The 22,969-nt window shown below is 38.7% G+C and carries 19 protein-coding genes; 8 read left to right on the forward strand and 11 right to left on the reverse strand.

Annotated elements, in window-relative coordinates:
* Positions 1-160 precede the first annotated feature (160 nt).
* Positions 161-3,244, reverse strand: coding sequence for a VIT domain-containing protein (locus tag U859_RS0101270; protein ID WP_025141634.1), 3,084 nt, complete (start codon positions 3,242-3,244; stop codon positions 161-163).
* 176 nt (positions 3,245-3,420) lie between these two features.
* On the opposite strand from U859_RS0101270, the gene U859_RS0101275 reads away from it, so the two are divergent.
* Positions 3,421-3,744, forward strand: a complete 324-nt coding sequence (locus U859_RS0101275; protein WP_025141635.1) for a heavy metal-binding domain-containing protein — start codon at positions 3,421-3,423, stop codon at positions 3,742-3,744.
* A gap of 85 nt (positions 3,745-3,829) precedes the next feature.
* Here the strand turns inward: U859_RS0101275 and pfkA are convergent, their stop codons facing one another.
* From pfkA to U859_RS0101295, 4 genes are all read right to left on the reverse strand, one after another.
* A complete protein-coding gene (gene pfkA / locus U859_RS0101280; protein ID WP_025141636.1) occupies positions 3,830-4,813 on the reverse strand; it encodes a 6-phosphofructokinase in 984 nt (327 codons plus the stop codon).
* The gene (locus U859_RS0101285; RefSeq protein WP_025141637.1) at positions 4,806-6,500 is read right to left on the reverse strand and encodes a protein-disulfide reductase DsbD family protein; all 1,695 of its coding nucleotides are present in this window, start codon (positions 6,498-6,500) and stop codon (positions 4,806-4,808) included. The genes pfkA and U859_RS0101285 overlap by 8 nt, the downstream gene beginning before the upstream one ends.
* A 147-nt stretch (positions 6,501-6,647) precedes the next feature.
* Positions 6,648-7,097 carry a protein-disulfide reductase DsbD domain-containing protein gene (locus tag U859_RS0101290; protein ID WP_025141638.1) on the reverse strand — a complete coding sequence of 150 codons (450 nt, stop codon included), beginning with the start codon at positions 7,095-7,097 and terminating at the stop codon, positions 6,648-6,650.
* Between the two features lie 7 nt (positions 7,098-7,104).
* The gene (locus U859_RS0101295) at positions 7,105-7,881 is read right to left on the reverse strand and encodes a biotin--[acetyl-CoA-carboxylase] ligase (protein WP_025141639.1); all 777 of its coding nucleotides are present in this window, start codon (positions 7,879-7,881) and stop codon (positions 7,105-7,107) included.
* A gap of 44 nt (positions 7,882-7,925) precedes the next feature.
* Between U859_RS0101295 and rsfS the strand changes: the two genes are divergently transcribed.
* The 4 genes from rsfS to U859_RS0101315 all read left to right on the forward strand — a co-directional run bounded on the left by rsfS (position 7,926) and on the right by U859_RS0101315 (position 12,378).
* Positions 7,926-8,300, forward strand: coding sequence for a ribosome silencing factor (rsfS, locus tag U859_RS0101300; protein WP_025141640.1), 375 nt, complete (start codon positions 7,926-7,928; stop codon positions 8,298-8,300).
* Positions 8,301-8,327: 27 nt separating this feature from the next.
* The gene (ftsH, locus tag U859_RS0101305; protein ID WP_025141641.1) at positions 8,328-10,337 is read left to right on the forward strand and encodes an ATP-dependent zinc metalloprotease FtsH; all 2,010 of its coding nucleotides are present in this window, start codon (positions 8,328-8,330) and stop codon (positions 10,335-10,337) included.
* A gap of 63 nt (positions 10,338-10,400) precedes the next feature.
* The gene (locus tag U859_RS0101310; RefSeq protein ID WP_025141642.1) at positions 10,401-11,045 is read left to right on the forward strand and encodes a lactate utilization protein C; all 645 of its coding nucleotides are present in this window, start codon (positions 10,401-10,403) and stop codon (positions 11,043-11,045) included.
* 256 nt (positions 11,046-11,301) lie between these two features.
* The gene (locus U859_RS0101315) at positions 11,302-12,378 is read left to right on the forward strand and encodes a 3-oxoacyl-ACP synthase III family protein (RefSeq protein ID WP_025141643.1); all 1,077 of its coding nucleotides are present in this window, start codon (positions 11,302-11,304) and stop codon (positions 12,376-12,378) included.
* Here the strand turns inward: U859_RS0101315 and U859_RS0101320 are convergent.
* The 5 genes from U859_RS0101320 to U859_RS0101345 form a co-directional block, all read right to left on the reverse strand.
* Entirely contained in the window at positions 12,375-13,862 is a 1,488-nt protein-coding gene (locus U859_RS0101320) for a tetratricopeptide repeat protein (protein WP_025141644.1), read from the reverse strand. The two genes, U859_RS0101315 and U859_RS0101320, sit on opposite strands and share 4 nt — an antisense overlap.
* Positions 13,863-14,031: 169 nt before the next feature.
* The gene (locus U859_RS0101325; RefSeq protein WP_025141645.1) at positions 14,032-14,775 is read right to left on the reverse strand and encodes a zinc ribbon domain-containing protein; all 744 of its coding nucleotides are present in this window, start codon (positions 14,773-14,775) and stop codon (positions 14,032-14,034) included.
* On the reverse strand, positions 14,775-15,872 hold the full coding sequence (locus tag U859_RS0101330; protein WP_025141646.1) for a Nif3-like dinuclear metal center hexameric protein: 1,098 nt from the start codon (positions 15,870-15,872) through the stop codon (positions 14,775-14,777). The genes U859_RS0101325 and U859_RS0101330 overlap by 1 nt, the downstream gene beginning before the upstream one ends.
* 384 nt (positions 15,873-16,256) lie before the next feature.
* On the reverse strand, positions 16,257-16,643 hold the full coding sequence (locus tag U859_RS0101340) for a TM2 domain-containing protein (RefSeq protein ID WP_029985343.1): 387 nt from the start codon (positions 16,641-16,643) through the stop codon (positions 16,257-16,259).
* A gap of 5 nt (positions 16,644-16,648) precedes the next feature.
* Positions 16,649-16,951: a DUF2752 domain-containing protein gene (locus U859_RS0101345; protein WP_025141648.1), complete on the reverse strand. Its 303-nt coding sequence runs from the start codon at positions 16,949-16,951 to the stop codon at positions 16,649-16,651.
* Between the two features lie 230 nt (positions 16,952-17,181).
* Here U859_RS0101345 and mfd point away from each other — a divergent pair, with 230 nt between their 5' ends.
* The 3 genes from mfd to U859_RS0101360 all read left to right on the forward strand — a co-directional run bounded on the left by mfd (position 17,182) and on the right by U859_RS0101360 (position 21,968).
* Positions 17,182-20,520: a transcription-repair coupling factor gene (gene mfd, locus U859_RS0101350; RefSeq protein ID WP_025141649.1), complete on the forward strand. Its 3,339-nt coding sequence runs from the start codon at positions 17,182-17,184 to the stop codon at positions 20,518-20,520.
* A gap of 116 nt (positions 20,521-20,636) precedes the next feature.
* Complete coding sequence (locus U859_RS0101355; protein WP_240182998.1) at positions 20,637-21,749, forward strand: ATP-binding protein; 1,113 nt, start codon at positions 20,637-20,639, stop codon at positions 21,747-21,749.
* On the forward strand, positions 21,750-21,968 hold the full coding sequence (locus U859_RS0101360) for a DUF3820 family protein (protein ID WP_025141651.1): 219 nt from the start codon (positions 21,750-21,752) through the stop codon (positions 21,966-21,968).
* Between the two features lie 179 nt (positions 21,969-22,147).
* On the opposite strand, the gene U859_RS0101365 is transcribed toward U859_RS0101360, so the two are convergent.
* A complete protein-coding gene (locus U859_RS0101365; RefSeq protein WP_025141652.1) occupies positions 22,148-22,864 on the reverse strand; it encodes a DsbA family protein in 717 nt (238 codons plus the stop codon).
* Positions 22,865-22,969: the final 105 nt, after the last annotated feature.

Below are 22,969 nucleotides of genomic sequence, written 5' to 3' on the forward strand. Positions count from 1 at the left end.
GAGAGCAACGGAATGGGATTAGAATAAAGCGATCGTCATTCCCGCGCAGGCGGGAATCTTAACACTTATTGCATTAAGATTCCCAATCAAGTTGGGAATGACGACCTACCTCGTAAGGCTCCCAAATCATTCTAAGCCTTCCATCGGTGTAATCACCTTCCTAAAAATTAAATTCCCCTACAAAGTTTCCGCCACCACTTCCTGCCGCAAGTGGCAGTACAATTACTTTTCTTTGCTGTTTTCCAGTTGCATATCGGGTGTAAATCTCAGCAGTTACCGTTGTTGGTCCACTGATGTTGATCTGCCTATCACCGTAATAATTCACTTCTATCTTATATTTTCCTTTAATGGCTTTTTTGATCATAAACTGTTCTGGTCCGTAACCCGAAGTAAAATCGTTACTGATTCTTCCACCGATTTTGGTTCTCGAGTTACCATAAAAGCCTTTTTCACCAGTAGGATCGGTTAGCCATAAATCGATATCGGTATCATTTTTATTCCAGTTGAGCACCACACGTACATCCACTGGCAAAGGCTGGATCAAACGTTTATCAATTCCTTTTGTACTAATATTATTGCCGTGTTTTGCAAGGAGGTTGTTCATTTCTGAAATTACAATCTCTTCAATCCCCTGGTCCCTGTCGGCAATTTGGGCATTGTAACTTTGGGTAAGCACTTTATATAAATTATCAATTGCTAACTGGTACTGACCGTTATCGGCAAGAGCCAAAGCATAATCGCGGTAACTTTGTGCATCCATCGGGCGCCATTGTAAAACTTTTTGAGTGATAAAAAGTTCATCTTTATAATTTCCGGTCTGTTTTAATTTATAGGCCAGGGTTTTATATAGATCAGCGTTTTCCAAATCTAAATCGGCAATATTGCTTAAAATGGTTAGGGCCCTAACACTGTCTCTTTGTTGATAGAACCAATTGGCCACATCGAAATAAAACATCGGTGTAGAAATATATTTCGAGCGCATTTTTAAATAAGCCTGGTAAGCACTATCCGGTTTACCAACCAAATTTTTCATATAGTCCTTATCACTTTTAAATTCGGGGATGATAATTGCCGGGTGTTGTGGTGGCGATACTGGCGATATTCTTTTGGCATCAGCTTTTGCTACTTGTACACCTGCAACCCTGCCCTCAAGAAATCCACTTGAGGCAGTTCCCCTAATGGTTGTTACCGATCCAGTTACAGAAGCTTTTCGCTGTGTGGCGTATCCAACAACCACCACTTCATTTAATTGATTCGTTTCTTTATCTCTACTTGCAGCTCCGGTAGACGGGGCAGCAGCTACAGCTTGCGGAACGGGAGGAACGATTACTTCGGCTGCTCTGAGCATCTCTCTCCTTGGTCCTTCACCAACAGGTTCTCGCATTACCATATCAGCCGTTGGATCTCCTTTTACATCCCTTTGTCCAGGATCAGGATAGCCTTCCTTTTTCTTTTCAGGTTCTTTATAGTAAAAATTGGTATTCCACCAGATTTTTAACTCCTTAGTCATGGCTACCGCAGCATTAATCAGATCTTGCTTGTGTTCTAAAAGATCGACCCTGCGCTGTTTTAGAACGGCATTATAAGCTTTTTGCAATTCAACAGGAGGTACAATATCATAACGCAGATAATCATCTAAATTTTCTAATACGATTAAACTGGTATTGCGTGTAACGATACCAAATTGTTTGCTTAAAACACTGATATCATCTTTGTTTTCTTCATACTGGATATCCATTTCGGCAATTTTTTTCTGTGCCCAAACCCGGCTAACATCGATACTGCTCAAGGTGTGTTCGGTTGCATTTAAGCGAACTACCTGCTCGGAAACTACTGTATTTCCAAAGCCAAATTGTAACGTAAATTCGGTATTAAAATCGTTCATAATACCTGCTAATGAAAAATGTCCGTTAATATTCACCTTCATTGAAGGGTAGGTTTGCCGGATGCTGTTTCCATTTTTGATTCCTAAAAACTGGAGGTTCTGTTGATTTAATTGTTTAAAAGCAGCGTTAACAGCAATCGAATTAAGGTTTACAAATTGTCCGCCTGTTTTTAAGGTAATGTATTTCAAGGTACTGTAATCTGCCTTTAGCGCTGTATTGATACAATGAACGGGTTTATTTAAATTAACGGTACTTTTTCCGAAGGTTGATAGCCCATCAGTAAACAAAAGATATTCATCTGCCTGAATTGCCTTTGCATTTATCGCACTGAAATTTGTGCCTCCATCGTAAACCAGGTTCTTCAATCTATCTTTTAATGTTGTCCAGTTACCATTCGAGATCACGAAAGTTCCGGCATTTTTAAAACCGTTGTTTACTAAACCCAATTGTATGGTTAAATTTTGTTTTTGTTTGATGATTAAATCCAGCAATTCTATCTCTTTATCAGTATTGCGCTGAAGGCCGCTTAACGATACATCCCAGATCAAACCGATATGGTCGGCCCACTTACGCTCCCTGCTCTGGGTTTTAGGAAAAACATTCACCAGAAAATAATAGCCCGATGATGCATTTTGCATTTGTACCTCGGGCAGGTTATTTCGCTTTGGCAGATTAATAGTCAGACCGTTTTTGGGCTGGTAATTGGTTTTATTAATTTCGCCAACATAAGTATTCCCGTTGGCTTTTAAATCAAAACTGCCATCAGGCTGTTCGCCAAGTTCTGGTTTAATGATGCTTTCGAAAACAGTTGTTTTTAAACTGAAATTTCCAATCGCCTGATTATAATCTAAGGGAAGGTGATACCTTAAAACATTTGCGTTATTAAAACTTAATTCTTCTTCGTAACCCACAATAATGGTTCTGCTACCATTTGCAGGCAAAGGATAAATCCTGGTACGGAAATTATTCCCTTCAACTTTCTCCAGCAGCCCCGGATCGACCCGTCGGCGCTCAATACTTTCGAAAACCTCGGTTGCTTTAGCCTTTTCTACGGGTACGGCTTCGCGCATTTTTCCATTGATATCTAAAGCATAACGGCTAATGCTCACTCCCTCCGGCATCGGAAAGGTAAGTTCTCCCTCTAAAATGCGGTTACTGCTGTTGTGAAAGGTCATTGTCATCACCGTTGTGGCAATATTCCCCGTTATCTGTACATCAATATTCAGTTTTTTTAGTTTAACGGCCTCTTTCTGTTCTACAGTTTCGGCCTGTTGTACCTTTAACACTGGCATTTGTGCGTCAGCAAAAAAAGCAATTAATAATAAGGGGAGGAGGAGTAAGGTTTTAGATGTGCTCATAGCAATGATTTTTAATAGTGATGCAAAAGCATTGGCGATTTCATAAATTTATTTTTTAGAAGCGCTTAGCGCCCTTAGATTTAGCCCCACAAAACCGCTTTAGAATTGCTTAAAAAAGCTTTCTGAAAAATGTAACATTTTTTAAAAATTTTGTTCTAATGATAAAAACTGAAACTATGTTAGTAACCACAACGCCTACGGTTGAGGGCAGAAAAATTGTAAAATATATCGGTTTAGTTACCGGGGAAACGATTATTGGTGCAAATATTTTTAAGGATTTATTCGCCGGAATAACGGATATAGTAGGGGGTAGATCGAGTTCTTACGAACGCGTTTTACGCGAAGGAAAAGATACAGCTGTTAATGAGATGCAACAATACGCAGCTGCTTTGGGTGCCAATGCAATTGTTGGTGTAGATTTAGATTACGAAACCGTTGGCAGCGGTGGCAGCATGCTTATGGTAAGCGCCAATGGCACTGCGGTAATTTTAGAAGATTAAGAGATTGCTTATTGCGAAAACTAAGCAAAAACAAGAAAGTCTTTCCGGTGCGGGAAAGACTTTTCTTTTTATATCATATTTCGTTTTAAAACGAAAGTATATCGATTAGTTTGAGCCATTTGGCACTCACTTTTTCAGCATTAATGTGTTTAATGGCATGATCGAAAGGGGTAAAAATAATTTCACGGTTTACCTGCCCGGCCATTACGCCACTTTCTCCACTGATTAGCCCTTCCACCGCAGCAACGCCTAAACGGCTCGCCAATACACGGTCCATACAGGTTGGTTTACCACCGCGCTGAATGTGGCCCAAAACCGAAACCTTTGTATCGTAGTGCGGGTATTTTTCCTGCAAAATTTCGCCAACTTTAAATGCACCTCCTGTATCATCACCTTCGGCAACAATAATAATTTTCGAGGCTTTATCTTTTCGGCTATGCTCTAATTTATGTAAAATATCATCTGCATTCATGTTTGCCTCGGGGATCATAATGGCTTCTGCGCCTACGCCAATTCCACTTCGTAAAGCAATTAAGCCGGAATCACGACCCATAACTTCCACAATAAAAAGTCGATCATGCGATTCGGCTGTATCCCTGATCCTGTCTACAGCATCAATAACCGTATTAATGGCAGAATCGTACCCGATAGTAAAATCAGTACCTGCCAAATCGTTATCAATAGTGCCAGGCAGGCCTACAATAGGGAAATCAAATTCTTTAGAAAAAATATTGGCTCCGGTAAATGTTCCATCGCCACCAATTACAACCAAGGCATCAATATTTTGTGCTTTTAGGTTTTCGTAGGCTGTTTTTCTACCTTCAACAGTTCTGAAAGCTTCGCTACGTGCGGTTTTTAAAACAGTGCCTCCACGCTGAATGATATTGGCTACAGATTTTCTATCCATAGGGATAAAATCATTGTTAATCAGCCCTTCGTAGCCACGGATAAATCCGGTTACTTCAATATCATAATAAATAGATGCCCTTACTACGGCCCTAATTGCAGCGTTCATGCCTGGCGAATCGCCACCAGAGGTTAAAACGCCAATGTTCTTAATCTTATTCATTTGTTTGTTTCTTGGCAAATTCCGAAAGCCCCTTATCCAGATATTGCAAATATTTGTCTATATTAAATTCTACTCCGATAGGAGGGGAAACTAATTCTTTTTCATCAGTACCCAAAAGTACATAATATGGTTGCGAAATGGTGTTAAATCTTTCGGCCTGCAAATGCTTAAATTTTTTACCAACTGTATTCACTTTTGTACCCAAAATTTTAGACTCAAATTGTTCCGCTACTGGCAAATCTGTTTTATCATCAGTGTAAAGTGATACAACAATATAATCTTCTTTTAATTTTTTAAGTACTCTGGGGTCAGACCAAACACGTGCTTCCATTTCGCGGCAATTTACACAACCGTGTCCTGTAAAATCAAGAAATAACGGCTTTTTTACTTGTTTGGCATAGGCAAGTGCTTCCTGATAATCAAAAAAACCATCAATGTTATGCGGAATATGCAAAAATTCTGAATATTTTCTTTTAGCGTGAGTAGGTGCTGCTACCTGGCTTGATCCTCCGCCATTATCTTGTCCGATTATAAAGTCTTGCGTAGAAAGTGGAGGTACCAATGCACTAACCGCTTTTAAAGGGGCTCCCCACAAGCCAGGGATTAAATAGACAGCGAACACGAATGTTGCGGTTGCAATGAATAACCTTGGTACTGAGACATAAGGAAGGTCGCTATCATGGGAGAACTTGATTTTTCCTAGTAAATATACACCTAAGATTATGGCAAGCACAATCCAGATTGCTAAGAAAACCTCACGATCCAATATTCCCCAATGGTAAGCCAAATCGGCTGTTGAAAGGAATTTTAATGATAAACCCAGTTCTAAGAAACCCAGGAAAACTTTAATCGAGTTTAACCAACCACCTGATTTTGGCAATCCCGTCATTAAACTTGGGAAAATAGCAAACATGGTAAATATTACCGCCAGTGACAATGAAAACCCAAACATCACTACAACAGGGGTTAGCAGATCAGTATTAATGGCAACCAATGAAGTTCCAATTAGCGGGCCTGTACAAGAGAAAGAAACAACCGCTAAAGTTGCAGCCATAAAAAAGATACCACTTAAGCCTTTCGCATCCGATTTTGCATCGAGTTTATTTACAAACGAGCTTGGCAGGGTAATTTCGAAAGCACCTAAAAACGATACGCCGAAAACAATTAGTATAAGGAAGATGAAAATATTAAAAAATCCATCTGTTGAGATTTCGTTTAATGCACTTGCTCCCCAGATCAAGGTAATAATTACACCCAAACCAACATAAATTACAATGATGGATAAACCATAAATAATGGCACTTCTGATTCCTTTTGCCCTGCTTTCGGCCCTTTTGGTAAAAAAACCAACAGTAAGCGGAACCATCGGAAAAATACATGGAAGAAAAAAAGCGGCAATACCGGCCAACAGGCCTAAGCCAAAAGTTACCCAAAGTGATTGTTTTGGAGCATCTTTACCAGCTACAGTAGCTTTTTCTACTTTGGCTGTATCCTTTTTAAGGGTATCTTTTTCCGTTTTTACCTGGCTATTTGCTGCACTATCCTGTGCAGAACCTACTTCGGTAAAAACAATATCATCAGGAGGGGCGGTTGCCGTGGTATCTTGCGTTACAATAGCATAACTTTTAACAGCCGGCAATGCGATAAACATACTAGCCATTAGTAACAATAATAAAACCTTTTTCATTTGTGTGTTTTGTGTGTGTGTTTGAACCTGTGAAATTAAGAATAATTTTATAAACGGTTCTTCATAAAGCGGTAAGCTTCGTAGATTTTACTTTAAAAAGAAACAGTCCCGAAAATCCGGGACTGTTTGTAAATATTTTGAGATCAACTATTTAACGGGTACGCTAAATTCAACTTCTTCTGGCGGAAGACATTGTTTATCGTTACAAACCATAAACTCTACCTTACCTTTAACAACTGTCGTTGCTTTATTTAATTTTATTTTCTGTTGGAAAATTACTGCTTTTTCAAAATAACTTACGTTCATTTTAAAAGTGCTTTCATATTTAACAATGGCTTTAGGCTCAACTGTTTTACCAACAAGGCTAAAATCTTTAGAGGGAGTAAAAGTAAAGGTGGTTTTTACAGGTCCGCCATCTTTAACATTCTGCGAATAAATATGCCATCTGTCATCAATAGTTGCTTTTAAATAGATTACGGCTTCTGTTTTACTTATTTTTTTTGCTGAGTAAGCCCATGTTACTGGTTTTTCGATCTGTGCAAATGCACCGGCAATGGTAAAAAGTACCATTGAAAGCACTAAGGTGATTTTTTTCATTATGTGTTTATTTTGTGTGTGTGAATTCTATTTCTTTAAAGTTAAAGCTTTTCAAGCCATCTTTTGTATCAACCATTAACCTACCACCATCTTCAACTCCTTTAATTATACCTTCAAAAATTTCGTCGTTCTGTTTATATAACGCAGAAACATTGTAGTTATAAAGCTTTGCAAGGTAATCATTTTGTAAAATACTGTATTTCCCTGCTCTCAAAATTAAGTAGTATTTTTCCATAAATATGAATATTTTCTCCATAATATCCATTAAAGGAACATTTCTTTGTAAAATTTGAATCACGGAAGTGGCACGCTCACTGATACTTTCAGAAAATTCTGATTGATTTACATTTAAGCCAATGCCAATTACCGACGATTTAATAGAAGTACCTGTCAGTGTATTTTCGATTAGTATGCCCCCTAATTTCTTGTTAAGATAGTACATATCATTTGGCCATTTCACTTTTATGCCCTCAGGTATAAAACTGGATAAAGCGTCACTAACAGCTAAACTAACGGCAATATTGAGGTAAAACTGCTTATTCAGTGGCAGAAAAGACGGCTTTAAATATATACTGGTGCTGATGTTTTTGCCTGCCTGGGTTTGCCAAACGCTTTCCTGCTGTCCTCTGCCTGCAAACTGATTATCTGCCATAATTACAGTCCCTTCGGCTAATGGCTCGGATTTTGACACCAAATCTTTCAAAAAGTTATTGGTAGAATCAACTTCTTTTAATTTGATTAAATTTTGACCAACAAATAGTGTCGAAAAAGTGTTATTTTGCAAGTGTTGAATTTATATAATTGTAATTCCAAAATTAAAGCATTTTAATGGTAAAAAAGAAAATAGTAGCCCTTTCTACATACCTTTCTGAGTTAGCTGTACAAGGCATCCAGGAAAAAAAAGGAGAAGATATAGTGCGGTTAGATCTAAGAAATATTCATACTTCAGTTGCTGATTACTTTATTATTGCGAGTGCCAACTCTGGCACCCAGGTAAAGGCTATTGCCGACAGTGTAGAAAAAGAAATATATAAGGCCACGCAGGCCGATCCAAGACACAAAGAAGGTTTCGAATCTGCAGATTGGATTATTCTTGATTATTTCGATGTGGTTGTGCACATTTTTAAAACCGAAAAGCGCCACTTTTATGGCATAGAAGAACTTTGGGGGGATGCCGAAAGCACAAATTATCAAAGCGCATAACCTGTAGAACCATTTTGACAAAGACAAATGAACGACAATCCAAATATCGAAAAACAAGGGAAAAGAATACCTAACATCCCGAAAAAACCTCAAAAAGGATCAAAATTTAATATTTTCTGGGTTTATGCTGCCATCATCATCGCTATTATAGCCGCGCAGTTTTTATTTACCGGAGATAGCGGTAAAGAAGTTAAATACGATACTTTCGAAAGCAAAATGTTGTTAACAGGTGATGTTGACAGGATTGTAGCTTATCAGACAGAAGATTTAGTAAAAGCTGAGGTATATATTAAAAAAGATAGTTTAAACAAACCTCAGTATAAAGCATTTAAAAGCACCAGTTCTTTTAATGTATCAAACGGGCCGACTGTTTTTTTTACATATGGAGGCAAATTTGCTGATTTAAGGGCTGCTTTGGCCGAATCGCAAAAAGCATTACCAGCTGGCAGAAAACCAATTTCATTTCAATCAGAAAACCGCAGCAATCCATTGGCGAGCTGGTTTTTAAGCATCATTTTACCAGTATTGCTTTTAATCGGTTTCTGGATTTTTATGATGCGCAGAATGGGCGGTGGTGCCGGCGGTGGCGGTCAGATTTTCAGCATTGGAAAATCGAAAGCTACATTATTTGATAAAGAAAGCCAGGTAAACATTACTTTTAACGATGTTGCAGGTTTAGAAGAAGCCAAAACAGAGGTAATGGAAATTGTAGATTTCCTTAAAAACCCTAAAAAATATACCGATCTGGGTGGAAAAATCCCGAAAGGCGCCTTATTGGTAGGTTCGCCGGGTACAGGTAAAACTTTATTGGCCAAAGCCGTGGCGGGTGAGGCTCAGGTTCCTTTCTTTTCTTTATCAGGATCTGATTTTGTAGAGATGTTTGTTGGGGTAGGAGCATCACGTGTTCGTGACCTGTTTAAACAAGCTAAAGATAAATCGCCTTGTATTATCTTTATTGATGAGATTGATGCCATTGGCCGTGCACGTGGTAAAAACGGTGTAATGGGCGGAAACGATGAGCGCGAAAATACATTGAACCAATTACTGGTTGAAATGGATGGTTTTGGAACCAATACCCATGTAATCATTTTAGCTGCCACCAACCGTGCTGATGTTTTAGATAAAGCATTATTAAGGGCAGGAAGGTTCGACAGACAGATTTATGTTGATTTACCGGATGTTATCGAACGTAAACAGATTTTCGAAGTACACATCACCCCACTGAAAAAATCAGAAGAGCTAGATACCGAATTTTTAGCAAAACAAACTCCTGGTTTCTCTGGAGCTGATATTGCCAACGTATGTAACGAAGCCGCTCTAATTGCAGCACGTAAAAATAAATCAGCAGTTGATAAACAGGATTTCTTAGACGCTGTAGATAGAATTGTTGGTGGTTTAGAAAAGAAAAACAAAATTATCACACCAAGTGAAAAACGTGCTATTGCCATCCACGAAGCTGGTCACGCTACGGTAAGCTGGTTATTAGAACACGCAGCACCATTGGTTAAAGTGACCATAGTGCCACGCGGACAAAGTTTAGGTGCTGCCTGGTATTTACCAGAAGAACGTTTAATTGTTCGTCCTCATCAAATGCTTGATGAAATGTGTGCAACCATGGGTGGTAGGGCAGCTGAAAAAGTAATGTTCGATACCATTTCTACAGGTGCACTAAGCGATTTAGAAAAAGTGAACAAACAGGCCAGGGCAATGGTTACCATTTACGGCTTGAACGAGAAATTAGGAAACATTACTTATTATGATTCATCTGGTCAGAACGAGTATAATTTCTCTAAACCATATTCAGAAGATACCGCTTTAACCATCGATAAAGAGATTTCAGCATTAATTGAAGGTCAATACCAAAGAGCAATCAATTTATTGGAGGAAAACAAAGATAAACTGATCCAATTGGCTGATATTTTAATCGAAAAAGAAGTTTTATTTAAAGACGATTTAGAGGAGATTTTCGGAAAACGTTTATTCGAAAATCAAGGCGAAAGCGGAACACCTGGACATATTACTCCGGTTGAGGCTTAAATAAATAATTTCTATTAATTACATTTGCTACCCTAGTTAATCATTAGGGTAGCTTTTTTTTATATGAAGGATAATACGACAGCGAAAGAACAAATACTAAAAAAGATTCGGAAAGCACTCTTAGAAAAGCGCGAAAATCCTTATCCAAATTTAGAGGAAAGCGTATTGTATAAAAAAAATACAGACGAGCTAGAGGTATTATTTGCCGAGCAACTCACTGCCATATCGGGTAATTTTATATTCTGCGAAGATGGTATCGACTTTTTTGAAAACATGTTACAGCTGGCTGATAAGTTTAAGTGGCGTAAAATATACTGCTGGGAACCCGAATTACAACAGTTTTTAAGCAAATACGAATTCCCATTTTACCAAACGGATAAAGATTTTGAGCAAGCCGAAGTTGGCATTACCCTTTGTGAGGCATTAATTGCACGTAATGGAAGTGTAATGGTAACCAATCAGGGTGCTGCCGGTAGACGGTTGAGTATTTTCCCACATCACCATATCGTTATTGCCAGAACTAGCCAATTGGTTTTGGATCTAAAGGATGCCTTTCGATTATTAAAGAATAAATACGGTAACCAGATCCCATCCATGATCAGCAACATTACAGGGCCGAGCAGAACCGCCGATATCGAAAAAACACTGGTTTTAGGGGCACACGGTCCTAAAGAACTGTTTGTTTTTTTGATTGACGATTTTAGTTAGAGCATTGCTGTTTCTACCTAAAAATTAAAGCCTCGCACCGCTTTTCTCAGCAAATTGTCCAAAAATTATTTATAGCTTTAACATTGTTGATATGCCCCGGAGAAGTAGGACACAGCTGCTTAATGTAAACGGAAACACAGGATTATTAAAATTAGAAATTGAAAATATGCTTTGCTAAAAACAAATATATTTTCGATTACCGAATATAATTGATATTTTTATACTACATACCGTTTTAGTATGCGGTATTATAATTATGAGCAAAGTGATAAATACGGTAATTGCCGGTACTGGAAGTTATATTCCAAAGAATGTTATTTCTGGTAACGAATTCTTAAATTCGACATTTTTTGAGAATGGAGCACGGTTGGAGAAAGAGAACTCGGAGATTATTCATAAATTCTCTGAAATTACTGAGATTGTAGAAAGGCGTTATGTCTGCCCCGAACAGTTAAGTAATCATATCGGCGCAAAGGCTGCAGAAATAGCCATAGAAAACGCTGGCATAGATAAAGAAACTTTAGACTATATTATTTTCTGCCATAATTTTGGCGATATTCCCCTAGATAGTAACCGAAGCGATATTTTACCATCGCTGGCATCAAAAGTAAAACAACAACTGGGTATTAACAACCCTGATTGCGTAGCTTATGATCTTATTTTTGGTTGCCCGGGATGGGTTCAAGGGGCAATACAGGCTGATTATTACATCAAAAGTGGCGATGCCAAACGCGTAATGGTAATTGGTGCAGAAACCTTAAGCCGTATTATCGACCCGCACGACCGCGACAGCATGATTTTTTCAGATGGTGCCGGAGCGGTGATTTTCGAAGCAGAAGAATCAACAGAAAAAAAAGGGATACTGGCCCATAAAACAGAAACCCATGCGGTTAATCATGGCAACCTGTTAACCATGGGTAAGGGGTCACATCCTGATGAGACCAGTGGAAATTTCTATCTAAAAATGAACGGGCGTAAGCTATATGAATTTGCGGTAATTCAAGTACCACAGGTGATTAAAAAAGCCATTGATAAAGCTGGTTTAAGCGTAGAAGACATTAACATTGTGTTTGTACATCAGGCTAATGGTAAAATGGATACCGCTATCATGAAACGTTTATTTAAACTTTACGATAAAGACACAGTACCTGAGAATTTAGTACCGATGACGATTTCCTGGTTGGGTAACAGTTCAGTCGCTACCGTACCAACCTTATTGGATCTGGTACTAAAAGGAGAAGTTAAAGGTTATAAAGTTAAAGCTGGTGATGTGGCTGTTTTTGCCTCGGTAGGGGCTGGCATGCACATTAATGCCTTTGTACACCGTTTTTAATTCGCTAATCTCCTTAATCCTGCTTTGGCCTGGCTTTCGATGCTGCTTTCAAACTCATGATTTTTCATGGCAATAGCAGTATTGAAAGCCTCTTTAGCTTTAGCCTCATTTTTCTTTCTCTCGTAAAGTTTTCCCATTTGCAAAGCAGCATTGGCCGCAAAATAATATTTCAGGTTTCGGCCTTCGTTAATCGTTTCCTGATAAGCAGCTAAGGCTTGTTCATCTTTACCTAAATCATCGTATACCCTTCCTAAACGGTAATTAAACTCCGTTTTATCCTTATCATTGGTATAGTCTGCGGCTTTCTTATCATCCAGTAGCTGTAGGGCCCTGTTTAAATAACCACCATCAAACAAAAGCCTGGCTTTTAAAAGATCAATAGCAGGTGTTCCGGCAGCGGCTTCGCCTTTAGCCTGTTTATCTTTTTCCATATAGGTATAGCCGTTCTTAACCGCTTTAGCTGCAAATGCTGTATAACCTGCTTTATCTCCTTTAAGCAGCGAGATCCAGCCCAAATGAAGATAGGCATCCTTTACAAAGTTTACACCCTTTGTGGCCTGCAAAAAGCGGTTAAAATAGGTGCTGGCATTAAGGTCGAGTTTATTTAGGTGAGCAATCCCTTCTAAATAATCCAGATAAGGGAAAGGCTGATAAACGCCACCTTCGGGTCGCCTGGCTAAAATGGCTATTGCCTCATCGCTATGCGAATTTTTAATGCACACATAACTTTGCAGATAACTTTTAAGCAAACTGGTATCGGCAATCCTTTCGGTATATTTCATGGTTTTGGCATAGGCCAGCGGACTATGTGCCACGTCGGTTAATACGTAGGCGTAATAAAACACCACTTCTTCATAAAACGGCTCATATGTCGATTTTGGCAGGTTATCGGCCAGCTTTTCGAACATATTTAATCCACTTTGAAGATTTCCTTTAATGCCAAAGGTCGAAAGCGCTGTTTTTAGCGCACCATCAGGTAAATTACCTAAAACCGCATTAATCAGGCCTAAACCTTTTAAATTTAGGTGAAAATTTGGGAATTTTTTATTGTTTTCCTGTAAAAGGCTATTCGCTCTTTTAACTTCCATAGCCGCGTTGAAATACTCGCCAAAACGGCCACGAATAAGGGCCCATTGTAAATTAATCTCTGCTTGTGCATACAGATAATAAGGTGAATTTTTATCGTCATCGCTGATCTGATCCAGCCGGGCCGATTTATTTCCTTTTAGGCGGTCGAAATCAGCTTTGCTTTCTGAGGTAAGTACGGTAAAATAATCGACGTAATTTTCGAGAAGCGGAATAATGGAATTATTGGGATGTTGTTTCTTTTCTGTAGAAATATATGCCCTTGCATTACCAAGTTTAAGTTCGAAAATGCTCTTATAAGCGTTTAAACAATTGTTATTAAAATCGAAGTTTGCAAACGAAAACAGCGGAGAGATGAGCAGGGCAGAGGTTATAAAAAAACGGAAACTTTTATTCATTCGGGATTTATTCGGTTTGGTTCTGCGCTGCTTCAATAGCAGTCTGCATGTTAACAAATATCTACTCTAAACGCTAAAATCTTATTCTTGTTTTGTGTGAGCAAAAAACAGGCCTAAAAAAAAACGTCCCGATTTGATCGGGACGTTTAATTCATTTTAATATTATTGATTAACCTTCAGCTACCTCGTGGGTTAAAGCTTCATCAACCAAAATACGACCACAATGTTCGCAAACGATAATTTTTTTACGTTGACGGATATCTAACTGGCGTTGAGGTGGAATCTGGTTGAAACAACCTGAACAAGAATCGCGGTCGATAGTTACTACAGCTAAACCGTTAATAGCGTTTTTGCGCAAACGTTTGTAAGCAACCAATAAACGCTCATCAATTTGAGGCTCAGCTTTATCAGCTTTCTTTTGTAAATCCTGCTCTTCTTTTTCAGTTTCTGCAGTAATTACATCCAATTCGCCTTTTTTAATTTCTAAATCTTTCTTTCTGCCATCCAGTTCCGCTTTTGCAGCTTCGTAGATTTCAGTTTTAGAATTGATTTCGAAACCATGTTCTTTAATTTTCTTTTCAGAAACCTGAATATCTAAACCTTGAATCTCAATTTCTTTAGTTAAAGCATCGTATTCACGGTTATTTTTAACTTCTTTTAATTGAGTATCGTATCTTTTGATGGCCGCTTGCGCATCTTTAATTGTATTTTTACGGGTTACGATCGAATCCTCAAGATCATCAAGTTCGCCTTTGATTTTTGCAATTCTAGTTTCTAATCCTAAAACGTCATCCTCAAGATCGGCAACTTCCATTGGTAATTCGCCACGTACCTGGCGGATCTTATCAATTTTTGTGTGGATATTTTGTAATTCGTATAAAGCCTTTAGCTTTTGTTCTACGGTTTGTTCCATTAAAACAAGTAATTTATGGGGTTTGTATTTTGCTCCGTTAAACGGATTGCAAAGTTAGTAAATTTTTTCTGAATAATTTCAAGCAATAAATTTGAGGTAAATTGTTCAGTTTCAAAGTGTCCGATGTCGGCAATGATCAATTTTTCCTCTGCATCAAAAAACTCGTGATATTTAAAATCTGCGGTGATAAATGCATCTGCTCCGGCGGCAATGGCCTCTTTTAATAGGAAACTGCCCGAACCTCCGCAAACCGCAACTTTTTTAATCCTTTTGCCAATTACATCGGTGTGCCTAACCACTTTGGCCTGCATCCTGTCTTTTACCAGATGTAAGAAATCGTAGGCATCCATATCGTATTCCAACCAGCCCACCATGCCCGAACCAACCAGCTGGTGTTTGTTTTCGATTTTATAAATATCATATGCTACTTCTTCGTAAGGGTGGTTTTCGAACAAAGCAACTAAAATTTTGCGCTCAGCCTGCGTAGGATACACCATTTCGAGCCTTACTTCGGCTTCGCGGTGGCGGATACCTTTTTCGCCCACAAAAGGATCCGAATCTTCATTTCCCTTAAATGTTCCAAAACCATCGGCATTAAAACTGCATTCGCTATAATTGCCAATGTTCCCTGCACCTGCATAAAACAATGCTGACCGCAATTGTTCCGCCTGTGCCTGCGGACAATAGGTAACCAGTTTTTTTAACAATCCGGCTTTTGGCGAAAGTACCTTGGTGCCTGTTAAACCCAAACGTTCGCAGATTCTCGCATTTACACCGGTATGAATGCTATCAAGATTAGTATGAATGGCATAAAGCGCAATGTTGTTTTTGATGGCTTTTAATACCACGCGTTCTACGTAATTTTTGCCGTTCAGCTTTTTTAGCCCTTTAAAAACAATGGGGTGATGGGTAATAATCAGGTTGCAGCCTGTAGAAATGGCTTCATCTACAATTTTCTCTACGCAATCTAAAGCCACCAAAGCAGCGCGGATTTCCATATTCGGATCGCCTACAATTAAGCCCGAGTTATCATAATCCTCCTGATAATTAAGCGGCGCAATGCTTTCTAAATAATTGGTAATTTCAGCTAATTTCATTCGATAAATATAAATAAAGCGCGCATGTTTCGAAAACTTTCTTAGGTAAACCAACAGCGAAACAAATTTCATTGAGGTGAATTAAGTGGTCAACATTATTTTGGAAAGCAGGGTTCGGTGCATTTTGGTTAAGAAAGCCCCGTTATACGCTGCAAAGCCTTGGCTCGTTCCTCACCTTCGGCTTTTTCGCTGCTACCGGGTTTATTTAACATAGTTAATTCGATCTTAGGTCGCAAACCAACCGCAATAATCAGGCAGCATTCTACTTAGATGCGCTCAGGTGACTTAGGTGGTTAAATGATTTTCAGAAACTGGGTTTTATAAAACACAAAACCTCGCAGGTTAAGAAAACCTGCGAGGTTTAAATATCAAATTTATATTATTTTAGAACTTTCCTGGCTGTTGAAATCCGCCACTCATTCTTACCATTTGCAGGCTTTCGAAAACCATTTTTTGGTTGTGCTCAAAAGCAAGGGTTTTGTGGTTTACTACATCGATAATTGATCCGATTAGGCATAAACCTGCTGTTAAAAGATACAAAATACCCATGCCGATCTGGCCGATGATAAACCTTTGCAAACCTGGAACAGCAAACAATCCGATTAAGCAGAAAATCAACATATCTGACGGATTTTTCCTTTTACTGCTGTAAATCATTAAGAAATTACGCAATTGCTCTTCGGTTAAACCTGTTGTTGCCTGTTGTAAGTATGAGTATTCCTCTGGCGTTATACCTGGTAACGACATTAGAGGTGATTGAAATATATCCATGGTTTCTATGTATTTGCTGGTGAAATTTTAAACTTTTTTTTATTTATTATCAATGTGTAAATTCTATAAACTATTATTAAAAGTGCCGGAAACCCAAACCAGTGTTCGGAAAAGCTTTCGGTAAACTGGCCATGTAAAATATGACCGATTGACCTGCCTATACCACATCCCGGACACCAATCCTTAAAACCCAAATTAGCTAAAGGACAAAGTGTAAAATGATGCTCGTGGCCATTCGCTGTTGCCAGTAATACTAAAGCTGTTAACCAGAAAAAAAGTTCTAGTGGAAAGCTTTTAATGTATTTCATTGTTTCACTTTTTATACAATTTAGAGGCTATAGAACTACCTTTGTTACACCGATTTGCCCTTAATCGACGAAAGGGGGATATATTTCGACCAAATAAGCGATCGCATCTAAGAATAAGTTTTCATCTCTTCCCGTATCTGAATCTCAAATTGTAACCCAGCCAAAAATAGTTAAAAAAACCTTTACACAAATTGCGGGTTAATATTAAAAGATAAGCTTATTTTTGTGCCTTGAACATCCGCGATTTAATAAACAGATACAAAACCGACGATAGGGTAACACAATTTACCAAAGCGTTGAACGCTACCAAAAACCCAAAGATACAATTAAAGGGATTGGTGGGTTCGGCCGACGCTATTGTTGCACTTTCTTCTTATTTTCTATTACACAAACCCATATTATTCGTTTTACCCGATCGGGAAGAGGCTGCTTATTTCCAGTCCGACCTTGAAAGCGTACTCGATAAACAGGTTTTATTGTTTCCTTCTTCTTACCGGAAATCTTTCGATTTTACGCAGGTAGATACGGCCAATGTATTGGCCCGTGCAGAGGTTTTGAACGAATTGAACCATGATTCGGAATATGGAAAAATTGTGGTTTCGTACCCTGAAGCCATTGCCGAAAAGGTAATTGACCGTTCTGCTTTAGAAAAAAACACCTTAGAAATCAGCCTTGGAGCGAAATTGGGTATCGATTTTATCAATGAATTTTTAATTGATTACGATTTCGACCGCAGGGATTTTGTTTACGAGCCCGGCCAGTTTTCCATCCGCGGTGGTATTGTAGATATATTTTCATTCTCCTCCGACCTGCCTTTCCGTATCGAATTTTTTGGCGACGAGGTAGAAAGCATCAGAAGTTTTGAAATCGAAAGTCAGCTTTCAGTAGCCGATGTTAAATCGTTAACGATTGTACCAAATGTACAGGCTAAGTTTTTAACGGAAAGTAATATCAGCATCCTCGATTATATCGATCAGGATACCCAACTCTGGTTTAAAGATGTAGAGTTTACCTTAGACATTGTTAAAGCAGGGTTTAAGAAAGCGGTTGAGCTTTGGAAAGCTTTGCCTGCTGCAGATAAAACACAGAACCCTGAGTGGATCGATCCTAAATTTGCTTTTAGCGACGAGAGATTATTGGGCGATCACCTTCAGGATTTCCCTTTGGTAGAATTCGGAAAACAGTTTTTTTATAAAACCGATAACCGTTTCGAGTTTGAAACCAAACCCCAGCCATCCTTCAATAAAGATTTCAACCTGCTGATTCACAATCTTAAGGAAAATGAAAAAGAGGGCATTGTTAATTTTATTTTTACCGATTCGCCAAAACAGATTGAGCGCTTATATGCCATTTTAGAGGATATTGATAAAACGGCCAAGTTTACGCCGATCAATAGCATGTTGCGCGAGGGTTTTGTTGATCCGCAGATCCAGACGGCATTTTACACCGATCACCAGATTTTTGACCGTTACTATAAATATAAGCTTAAAAAAGGCTATCAGAAAAGCCAGGCCATTACCCTCAAAGATTTAAGGGAATTAAAGTCCGGCGATTATGTTACGCACATCGATCACGGGATCGGCAAATACGCCGGATTGGAAAAGGTTGAGGTAAATGGCAAAACGCAGGAAATGATCCGCTTAATTTATGCTGATAATGATCTGCTTTATGTAAACATCAACTCGCTAAACCGCATCGCCAAATACAGCGGCAAGGAAAGCGGTGTACCCAAGATGAATAAACTGGGTACGGATGCATGGGACAAGCTAAAAAAAACTACTAAAAAAAAAGTTAAAGATATCGCCCGGGATTTGATCAAGCTTTATGCTTTGCGCAAAACCCAGGCCGGAACGGCATTTTCTCCAGATAGCTATTTACAAACTGAACTGGAAGCTTCTTTTATTTACGAGGATACCCCCGATCAGTTAAAGGCGACTCAGGATGTGAAAAAGGACATGGAATCGCCACATCCAATGGACCGTTTGGTGTGCGGTGATGTAGGCTTTGGAAAAACAGAGATCGCCGTCCGTGCGGCATTTAAAGCGGTAGCAGAGGGCAAGCAGGCAGCGATATTGGTGCCGACTACCATTTTAGCCCTACAGCATTTTAAAACTTTCTCTTCACGTTTAAAAGATTTCCCGGTTACGGTCGATTACATTAACCGTTTTAAAACCAGTAAACAGATTAAAGATACTTTGGCCGAAGCGGCAGCAGGTAAGGTTGATATCCTGATTGGAACGCACCGTTTATTGAGCAAGGATGTTAAATTTAAAGATCTCGGCATCATGATCATTGATGAAGAGCAGAAATTTGGCGTTACCGCAAAAGAAAGGTTAAAAGCCGTTCGGGTAAATGTTGATACGTTGACACTTACCGCAACTCCAATACCGAGAACATTACATTTCTCTTTAATGGGAGCAAGGGATTTATCGATCATCAGCACACCTCCACCAAACCGCCAGCCGGTAAGTACCGAATTGCATGTTTTTAATGATAAATTGATCCAGGAAGCCGTTCAATTCGAATTAGACCGCGGCGGACAGGTATTTTTTATCCATAACCGGGTTAACGATCTGATGCAGTTGGGCGGAATGATCCAAAAACTGGTTCCCAAAGCAAGGATTGGTATTGCGCACGGGCAATTAGATGGCGATCAACTGGAAGATGTTATGCTCGATTTCATTAATGGTGAAAAAGATGTTTTAGTAGCCACTACCATTATTGAAGCGGGTCTAGATATCCCCAATGCCAATACCATCATCATCAACCATGCACACATGTTTGGTTTGAGCGATTTGCACCAGATGCGTGGCAGGGTAGGCCGGAGCAACAAAAAAGCTTTCTGTTATTTACTTTCACCTCCTTTATCAACTTTAACCTCCGAAGCCCGTAAGCGCTTAAGCGCTATCGAAGAGTTTTCTGATCTTGGCAGTGGTTTTAACGTGGCCATGCGCGATTTAGATATCCGTGGAAGTGGAAATTTATTGGGTGCCGAGCAAAGTGGTTTCATTGCCGAAATCGGTTTTGAAATGTACCATAAAATATTGGACGAAGCGATTCAGGAATTGAAAGAAGCTGAATTTAAAGGTCTGTTCGAAAATGAACCTGCCCGCCCATTTGTGGGCTTTACCCAGGTAGATACTGACCTTGAATTGTACATTCCGGATGCCTACATCACCAATATCACAGAGCGGTACAATTTATATACCGAGCTTTCTAAACTTGATAATGAAGCAGAACTCGCCATTTTTGAAAAACATCTGGCCGATCGTTTCGGACCAGTTCCACCACAGGTTAAAACCATGTTGAGTGTGGTGCGTTTGCAGTGGCTGGGCAAGAAATTAGGCTTTGAAAAAATTAGTTTCAAGAAAAATAGTTTACGCGGCTATTTCTTAAGCGATAAACAATCGGCGTATTTCGACTCGAATACCTTTACCAGGATTTTAACTTTTGCACAGAACCATCCACGGATGTGCAATTTAAAAGAAGTAAAAAATACACTCAGGATTGCTTTTGATAATGTAAAAACCGTTGAGGAAGCAATAGAAACTTTAGAACTAATTGATTAAAAAACGTTAATTCAGTCAGTTCATTGACTGAATTAACGTTAATTGAGTCAGTCTATTGACTGAATTAACGTTTTTTACTACATTTGACTTAAATGGAAAGTCAAATTGTTAGATCTTTGAAGCCAATTATCTTCAATAAAATTGGGAAAAATAAGGTCATCTTAATTTTCGGCACAAGGAGGGTAGGCAAAACCTGGTTAGTAGAAAGCATTATTAAAGATGCCAATATCAACCATCTTTCTTTAAATGGAGAAGATCAGGATGTACAGCTGTTGCTATCAACCCGTACAGCGGCAAATTATAAAAGAGTTTTGGGTGATGCCAAACTGCTCATTATTGATGAAGCCCAGGTTATACCCGAAATCGGAAAAATATTGAAACTGCTTATCGATTCTTTCAAAGACCTCACCATTATTGCAAGTGGGTCATCTACTTTTGATCTGTCGAATCAAACCGGTGAACCTTTAACCGGAAGAAGTTTAACCTATTATCTCTACCCGATAGCACAGGTTGAACTGGATAAAAAGGAAAATGCCTTGCAAACCACCCAAAACCTGGAAGAAAGATTAATTTACGGTTCTTATCCGGAGTTGTTTCATTTGAGCTCATTGGCTGAAAAAGCGCAATATTTGACTGAACTGGTTAAATCATACCTGCTAAAAGACATTTTGATGTACGAGAACATCCAAAATAGTGCTAAACTTCTGGAATTATTAAAGCTTATTGCTTATCAGGTAGGATCGGAAGTTTCGATTGATGAAATTTCCCGTACTTTAGGCATTAGCAAAAATACAGTAGACCGTTATCTTGATTTACTTTCGAAGGTTTTTATCATTTATAAAGTTGGTGGTTACAGTAATAATTTACGGAAAGAGGTTACAAAATCATCTAAATGGTATTTTTACGACAATGGGGTCCGGAATGCAATCGTTAATGATTTCAGGTTATTAGCCTTACGGAATGATCAGGGTATTTTATGGGAAAATTACTGTTTTAGTGAGCGGATCAAAAAAATGGAGTACGAACAACAAAATTCCACATATTACTTTTGGAGAACTTATGATCAGCAGGAAATAGACCTTATTGAAATTAACAACGGAGAAATTTTAGCTGCTGATTTTAAATGGGGAAACCAAAAGAAAAAGATACCTGGTTTTTTTGCTAAAAACTATCCTCAAGCCACCTTTTCTATAATTAACAAAGAAAATTATTTAGATTTTATATTATAAATGTTAGACCCAACCTTGTTACTCGATTTAGTGAAAATGCAAATGCCTTACGGAAAGTATAAAGGTTACCTGATCTGCAATATCCCTGAAAGTTATTTGCTTTGGTATAAGGATAAGGGTTTCCCGAAAGGTAAATTGGGCGATTTAATGGCTACGATGTTCGAAATTCGGGTGAATGGTTTGGAGTATTTATTAACTCCGTTGAAGAATCAGCGGTGATGGATCGCTAATGGAGATAACCTCTAGATAACGTCATTTCGAGCGAAGTGCAACGAAGCCGAGAAATCTATCTAGACAGATCTCTCCATTGCGCTGCGCTCCAGTCGAGATGACGATTTTTCTATTGATTTCTCAGAAAAAAAATCTGAGGAGACCAGCGCAATCTGCGGGAAACCAACCTATATTTCACAACCATTCTCATCACAAACCGCATCATCATTTTTGTTTAATGAGGTAAGTGTGGTTTTAGGCTGAGTTTCTTTCCACTCGCTAAAACTTTGGGTAAGCGCATCGGTAAAAGCCTGAACAGGTTGAGCGCCCGAAACACCATATTTGCGATCCATTACAAAATAGGGTACGCCTCTAATGCCTAAATTCTGGCTTTCATAAATATCATAACGAACAGCTTCCGCAAATTCGTCTCCATTTAAAACTGCAATAGCTTCATCTTTATCCAAACCAATTGCTACAGCAACATCAACTAAAACATCGGTTTCCCCAATATTTTTACTATTTACAAAATGAGCTTCGAATAATTTTTCTTCAGCTAAATCCTGAAGATTATGTTTGGCGGCCAAATGGATTAAACGATGTGCGTTAAAAGTATTTGCTGGAATATTGGTATCGAAATCGATGCTTAAACCTGCATTTGCCGCCATATCAACAACCTGTTTCGTCATCTGTTTAGCCTGCTCAACCGGCATTCCTTTACTTCTCGAAATGTAATCGTACACCGTTTCATTATTGGTATTGTGATACTCCGGATTGAGCTGAAAACTCTTCCAATCTATTTCAATTTCATTTTTGAAAGGCAATTTTTCTATTGCCTGTTCAAAATGTCTTTTCCCGATATAGCAAAACGGACACATTACATCCGACCAGATTTCTACTTTCATAACACAAAATTAAGTCGATTATAGTTGGCTATAGTAAGGCAAAAGTAAAAAGCCACTATCGTTTGGGATAGTGGCTTCTTATATTAACATAGAATTGTCATCCTG

It is taken from the genome of Pedobacter jeongneungensis (genome assembly GCF_000633455.1).
GTDB lineage: Bacteria > Bacteroidota > Bacteroidia > Sphingobacteriales > Sphingobacteriaceae > Pedobacter > Pedobacter jeongneungensis_A.